This is a genomic window from Stenotrophomonas sp. 82F1 (assembly GCF_056861525.1).
The window spans coordinates 20,673-27,287 of sequence record NZ_JBSPUD010000037.1; the positions used below are offsets into that span (position 1 = coordinate 20,673).

Annotated in this window: 5 protein-coding genes; 3 read left to right on the plus strand and 2 right to left on the minus strand. The window is 66.2% G+C overall.

The features are described from left to right. Window positions 1-11: 11 nt before the first annotated feature. Complete coding sequence (locus tag AC13GI_RS21320; RefSeq protein ID WP_482997283.1) at window positions 12-881, minus strand: pseudouridine synthase; 870 nt, start codon at window positions 879-881, stop codon at window positions 12-14. A gap of 180 nt (window positions 882-1,061) precedes the next feature. On the opposite strand from AC13GI_RS21320, the gene AC13GI_RS21325 reads away from it, so the two are divergent. The 3 genes from AC13GI_RS21325 to AC13GI_RS21335 all read left to right on the plus strand — a co-directional run bounded on the left by AC13GI_RS21325 (window position 1,062) and on the right by AC13GI_RS21335 (window position 4,952). Then, a complete protein-coding gene (locus AC13GI_RS21325) occupies window positions 1,062-1,610 on the plus strand; it encodes a YaeQ family protein (protein WP_099821239.1) in 549 nt (182 codons plus the stop codon). Further along, complete coding sequence (locus tag AC13GI_RS21330) at window positions 1,607-2,791, plus strand: BaiN/RdsA family NAD(P)/FAD-dependent oxidoreductase (protein WP_380653128.1); 1,185 nt, start codon at window positions 1,607-1,609, stop codon at window positions 2,789-2,791. Before AC13GI_RS21325 ends, AC13GI_RS21330 begins: the two co-directional genes overlap by 4 nt. A gap of 91 nt (window positions 2,792-2,882) precedes the next feature. Beyond that, window positions 2,883-4,952, plus strand: a complete 2,070-nt coding sequence (locus tag AC13GI_RS21335; RefSeq protein WP_482997284.1) for an EAL domain-containing response regulator — start codon at window positions 2,883-2,885, stop codon at window positions 4,950-4,952. Between the two features lie 111 nt (window positions 4,953-5,063). Here the strand turns inward: AC13GI_RS21335 and fabV are convergent, their stop codons facing one another. Next, window positions 5,064-6,323, minus strand: coding sequence for an enoyl-ACP reductase FabV (fabV, locus tag AC13GI_RS21340; protein ID WP_482997285.1), 1,260 nt, complete (start codon window positions 6,321-6,323; stop codon window positions 5,064-5,066). Window positions 6,324-6,615: the final 292 nt, after the last annotated feature.

A 6,615-nucleotide genomic window follows, 5' to 3' on the forward strand; every position in this document is an offset into this window, starting at 1 on the left:
CCGGCCGCGCGTCAGCCGCAAACACTCAAGGTGCGCGCACTGCGGAAGCTGCGCCGCTGGCCGGTCAACGGATCGTCGAAGGCCAGTGCCTGCGCCAGCAGCTGCAGCGGTGGCTCGCCCTCACCCTGCGACCGGTCCTGCAGCTGCGGATAGAACCCGTCGCCCAGGATCGGCGCGCCCAGTGCGGCCATATGGACGCGCAGCTGATGCTTGCGTCCGGATTCCGGCACGAGCCGGTAGCGCCAGACCGGGCCGTGCTCTTCGATGAGCTCGATACGGGTCCGTGCATTCGGCTCGCCGGGAACTTCAGCCATCCGGAAGAACGGCTCCCCTGGCTGCAACCGGCTGTGCCGTTCCAGCGGAAACCGCAGATCGGGCAAAGCCGGTGCCAGCGCCTCGTAGGTCTTCTCGATGCGGCGCTCACGGAACAGGCGCTGGTAGGCGTCGCGCGTTTCCGCTTGGGTGGAGAACAGCACCAGACCAGCCGTCAACCGGTCCAGCCGGTGCAACGGCACCAAGTCTGTATTGCCGGTGCGTTCAACCAACCGCGCCAACAGGGTTTCGCGCACAAAGGCACCGGCAGGCGCGGTCGGCAGGAAGTGCGGCTTGTCAGCCACCAGCAGGTGCGCGTCGTGATGCAGGATGGTCTCCACGAAGGGAATCACCGGCTCGTCGGCCACTTCACGGAAGTAGCGGATCTCCAGCCCCACCTGCCACGGCATGTCGGCCGCCAGCGCCCTGCCCTGCGCGTCCTGCACCCGCCCCCGCGCGAAGCGACTCTCCCATTGCAACCGGTCGATGCGCGGGAAACGCGCGCACAGCCCTTCCAGCAGGGAAACCCAGTTGCCGGGCGGCAGCTGCAGCCGACTGGGCGTGCTCATGACGTGGTCGGGGCGCCGAAGATCTGCACGCGGCGCGGACGTGAACGGGACATACGACAGGGCAAGCCGGAAGCATCAGGGCGGCCAGCGTGCCACCGATCACGGCCTGCCGACACCCCCATACCGGACACCCCCGGGGCAAACCTCTATCATTGACGGTCTTTACCCCTCTGGATCTTCATGGCCCTCACCGCCACCATCCGCAAGGCCGAACTGCAGATCAGCGACATGGATCGCGGCTACTACGCGACCCACAACCTGACCCTGGCCCAGCATCCGTCTGAAACCGACGAACGCCTGATGGTGCGCCTGCTCGCCTTCGCGCTGAACGCTGGCGACCGCCTGGAGTTCGGCCGAGGCCTGAGTACCGACGATGAGCCGGACCTGTGGGAACACGACTACACCGGCGACATCCTGCAGTGGATCGACCTCGGCCATCCGGACGAGTCGCGCATCCGCAAGGCCAGCAACCGCAGCCGCCAGGTGCAGGTGGTCAACTACGGCGGCAATGCGTCGGACATCTGGTGGCAGAAGCAGAGCAAGGGCCTGACCCGCTTCGACAATCTGTCGGTGGTCGACCTGGACGGCGGATTCGTCGATCTGTGGGGCCAGCAGATCCAGCGTGCGATGCGCTGGAGCGTGCTGATCCAGGACGCCGAAGTGCAGCTGCTCAACGATCAGATGCAGCTGGACGTGATCCCCAACTGGCGAAAGCGCGCCAAGGCATGAGCACGATCCGCTGCGACGTGCTGGTGATCGGTGCCGGCGCAGCCGGGCTGATGACCGCGATCACGGCGGGCCAGCGAGGCCGGCATGTGCACGTCATCGACCACGCCAACAAGATCGGCAAGAAGATCCTGATGTCCGGTGGTGGCCGCTGCAACTTCACCAACACCGGCACCACCCCGGCCAACTTCCTCTCGGCCAATCCGCATTTCTGCAAGTCGGCGCTGGCGCGTTACTCGCCCTACCATTTCATCGAGATGGTCGAGCGCCACGGCATCGCCTATCACGAAAAAGAGCTGGGCCAGCTGTTCTGCGATGTCTCGTCCAAACAGATCGTGAAGATGCTGGTGGACGAATGCCAGCAGGCGGGCGTGCAGATACGCACGCAGTGCAGCGTGGAACGCATCGAGCACGGCACCGACGGCTTCCGCGTGCAGACCACGCACGGCCTGTTCCATTGCGCCTCACTGGTGGTCGCCACCGGCGGCCTGTCCATTCCAAGCCTCGGTGCAACCGGGTTCGGCTACGAGATCGCGCGCCAGTTCGGCCACCAGCTGCTGCCCACCCGCGCCGGCCTGGTGCCGTTGACGCTCAGCGGTACCCACCAGGAGCGCTTGGCCGAGCTCAGCGGCGTCGCCCTGCCGGTCGAGGCCAGCTGCAACGGCACCAGCTTCCGCAACTTCATGCTGCTGACCCATCGCGGCGTCAGTGGCCCGGCCATCCTGCAGATTTCCTCGTTCTGGCAACCCGGTGACGCGCTGTCGCTGGATCTGCTGCCCGGCCAGGATGCCGCCGAATGGCTGCGCCAGATGAAGCGCGAACGCCCCGCCGCGGAACTGCGTACGGTGCTGGGCGATGTACTGCCCAAGCGGCTGGCGCAGCGCCTGTGCGAGCACTGGCTGCCCGACCGCCCGGTGCGCCAGCTGGACGAGCCGGACCTGCGCAAGGCAGCACAGGTGCTTTCAGCCTTCCCGCTGGTGGCCAGCGGCACCGAGGGCTACCGCACCGCCGAAGTCACCCTGGGCGGTGTCGATACCAACGAAGTCTCTTCGTCGACGCTGGAATCCAAGCGCGTGCCCGGCCTGCATTTCGTCGGCGAGGTGCTGGACGTGACCGGCTGGCTGGGCGGCTACAACTTCCAGTGGGCCTGGGCCAGCGGGCACGCGGCCGGCTGCGTGGTGTGAACCGCATCGCCGTTCCAGGCACGCAAGCGTTGCGCGCATGGACGCGCCGCCACGCATCGTGTATCTAGATTTGCAGATTGGGGAGCAGTGCATGCAGAACGCGAACGACATCACCATCCGCCTGCTGATCGTCGATGACAGCGGCGAGAACGCCGAAGCCATCGTCAGCACCCTGCGCAACAGCGGCATCGCCGTGCGCCCATGGCGCCCGCAGGACTCGGCCGAGCTGTCGCAGGTACTGGCCAGCCAGGCGATCGACCTGGTGCTGGCCGCGCCCTCGCAGAGCATCCCGCTGCCCCTGGTGGCCCAGCACATCGCCGCCAGCGGCAAGGACATCCCGCTGGTGCTGCTGGCCGAGCGCATCGACGAGGACGAACTGGTACAGGCCAGCAGCAACGGCGTTCGCGCCCTCGCCCTGCGCCAGCGCGCCGAACACCTGCTGGCAGTGGTCCGCGACCAGTGGGTGGACCTGCAGGCCCGCCGCGGCCTGCGCCGGATCGAAGCGCAGATGCGCGAGACCGAGCGTCGCTGCGACGCGCTGATCGCCTCGTCGCGTGAACCCATTGCCTATGTTCACGAAGGCATGCACATCCGCGCCAATGATGCCTATCTGGACATGTTCGGTTACGAGGATTTCGAGGAAGTCGAAGGCATCTCGTTGCTGGACATGGTCGCCGCCCAGCACGTGGATGATTTCAAGCAGCTGCTGAAGTCACTCAGCCGCGGCGAAGCGCCACCACCGCAGTACCAGCTCGATGCCCGACACCAGGACGGCAGTGCCTTCCCGGCGACGATGGAGTTCACCGCGGCCACCTACGAGGGCGAATCGTGCCTGCAGGTGGTGTTCCGCCGGCGCATGGAGTTCGACCCGGAGCTGGCGCGCGAGGTTGAAGACCTGCGCCAGCGCGACCAGGTCACCGGCCTGCTCAACCGCCCGACCTTCATGCTGCAGGTCGAGGACGCGGTTGCCCAGGCCGGGCGCAGCGAGGGTCAGTTCGGCCTGCTGATGGTCGAACCGGACCACTACGCGCGCCTGCTCCCGGACATTGGACTGGCCTCGGCCGACGCCCTGATCGGCGCCCTCGCCGCCCTGCTGGCCGAGGTGGTTGGCGAGGATGCGCAGCTGGCCCGTTTCGGCGAACACAGTTTCGCCGTGCTGCAGTCAGGCCCCTATGCGCAGACCGTGGCACTGGCCGAGCGCATCCGCGAAGCCTACGCCGCGCACGTCTTCAGCATTGGTGCGCGTTCGGCCACGGTGACCGTCAGCATTGGCGGGGTGCAGGTGGGCGAGAAGATCGCCAGCATCGGCCAGGTACTGGCGCGCGCCAGTGAATGTACGCAGGCCGCTGCCGCGCTCGGCAATACCTGCCGCATCTTCGACCCGGCCGCCGTCGATCGCGTGGAGGAAGAGCGCGTGCAGCGCTGGGTCGCGCGTATCCGCGAAGCATTGGCAGGCGACGGCTTCCAGCTGCATTACCAGCCGGTGCTGAACCTGCAGGGCGAGTCGCTGGAGCTGTATGAAGCCTACCTGCGGCTGGAACACAACGGAGAGCTGCTGAGCCCGACCGCCTTCCTCGGCATCGCCGAAGAACACGGCCTGCTGGCGGACATCAACCGCTGGGTCGTCTCGCAGGCGATCACGGTACTGGGCGCGCGTGCGCGCGAGGGTCATCCCACGCAGATGCTGGTGAAGGTCACGCCGGAATCGTTCGACGATCCGAAGATGATCGCCACGCTGCGCCAGCAGTTGCAGGCACACGGCGTGCCGGGCGAACGCCTGTGGCTGCATGCGCCGGAGTCGAAGGTGTTCACCCACCTGCGCAGCGCCCAGCAGTTCCTGGCCGAAGTGGCGCCGCTTGGCTGCCGGATCGGTCTGGAGCAGTTCGGCTCGGGCCTGGATTCGTTCCAGCTGCTGGCCCACTTCCAGCCGCAGTTCCTCAAGCTCGATCGCGGCTTCACCAGCGACCTGGCCGCCACCCGCGAAAACATCGACCGGGTCAGCCAGATCACCGCACGTGCGCAGGAAGCCGGCATCCGTACCATCGCCGAGTTCGTCAGCGACGCCAACTCGATGACCCTGCTGTTCAGTGCCGGCGTGGACTACGTGCAGGGCGATTTCGTCGGTCCGGCAGCGCCGGCGATGAACTTCGAGTTCGGTTGATACCTCTCTGTAGAGCCGAGCCATGCTCGGCTGCAGGGTCCAAGCGAAGAGCAGCCGAGCATGGCTCGGCTCTACATAATCAAGAAGGCCGGCTTGCGCCGGCCTTTTCAATCAGGTCAGATCGACCAGGTTGTCGATCTTCACGTCCGGGTTGACGTCGGCTTCGTAGTCGACGCCGTCGACACCGAAACCGAACAGACGCAGGAAATCGGCCTTGTAGCCGGCCAGGTCGCTGATCTCGTACAGGTTCTCGTTGGTCACCTGCGGCCACAGCGCCAGCACCTTGCCCTGCACGTCGGCCGCCATTTCCTTGTAGTCGGCGCGCAGGCGACCTTCTTCATCGATCAGCGCGATGGTGTGGCCATCGCCGTCGACCAGGTCATGGCGCAGACGATCGACCGCCACGCCATCGGCCTTGGCGCCGTACAGGATGTCGTACAGCACGTCGAGCTGCTCGATGCAGCCTTCGTGGGTGCCCTTCTCTTTCATCACCTTGAACAGCAGCGACAGGTACAGCGGCATGGTCGGAATGGCCGAGCTGGCCTGGGTGACCACCGCCTTCAGCACCGACACGCGCGCATCGCCGCCGATCTTGGCCAGCTTCTCGCGCAGGCCGAGCACCTTGTCGTCCAGATCCTTCTTGGCGGCACCGATGGAACCATTCCAGTAGATCGCCTGGGTGATCTCTTCGCCCACGTAGGTGAAGGCCGTGGTGGTGCAGCCGTTGGCCAGCACGCCGGCATCGGCAAGCGCGTCGATCCACATCTGCCAGTCCTCACCGCCCATCACTGCGACGGTACCGGCGATTTCTTCCTGGGTGGCCGGCTGCAGGTGGGTTTCGGTCAGCACTTCCTTGTCGGTATCCAGACCACGCAGGGTGATCGGCTCGCCGATCGGCTTGAGCGTGGAGCTGATGATTTCACCGGTCTTGGGATGCTTGCGGCGCGGCGCAGCAAGGCTGTAGACCACCTGATCGACCTGGCCGAGGTCGGCCTTGATCATCTCGATGGTCTTCGCCTTCACCTCGTCGGAGAACGCATCGCCGTTGATGCTCTTGGCATACAGGCCCGCTTCGTCGGCGTACTTGTGGAAGGCCGCCGAGTTGTACCAGCCCGCCGTGCCCGGCTTGGTTTCACTGCCCGGGCGCTCGAAGAAGATACCCAGGGTTGCCGCGCCACTGCCGAAGGCGGCGGTGATGCGCGCGGCGAGGCCGTAACCGGTCGAGGCGCCGATCACCAGCACGCGCTTGGGACCGTTCTGGATCGGCGGGCGCGCACGGATGTAGTCGATCTGCTGCTTGACGGCGGCGTCGCAGCCGGTCGGATGGGTGGTGACGCAGATGAAGCCGCGGACGCGCGGTTTGATGACCATGAAGACCTCGGGTTGGCAGATGCGGCGCACGGGGCGCTCAGCAGGAATACGGGCACGCGTGTGCGCGCGAACCGCAGGATCGTAGTGCGCAGGGGCCGATTGCACAACCGACGCTGGCGTAGGGTGGTGGTGTTTTGCAGGGTTGCACCCTGCACCTGCAGAATCAACGTCAACGTCAAAAGCTGGGCTACTGAGGGATGGCGGGGTGGGTCCGGTTGCGGGGGACGCCGTGAATACGTCCCTGTAGGCTTGGCCGCGGCATCCATGCCGCGGACACCCCCGCAACCGGACC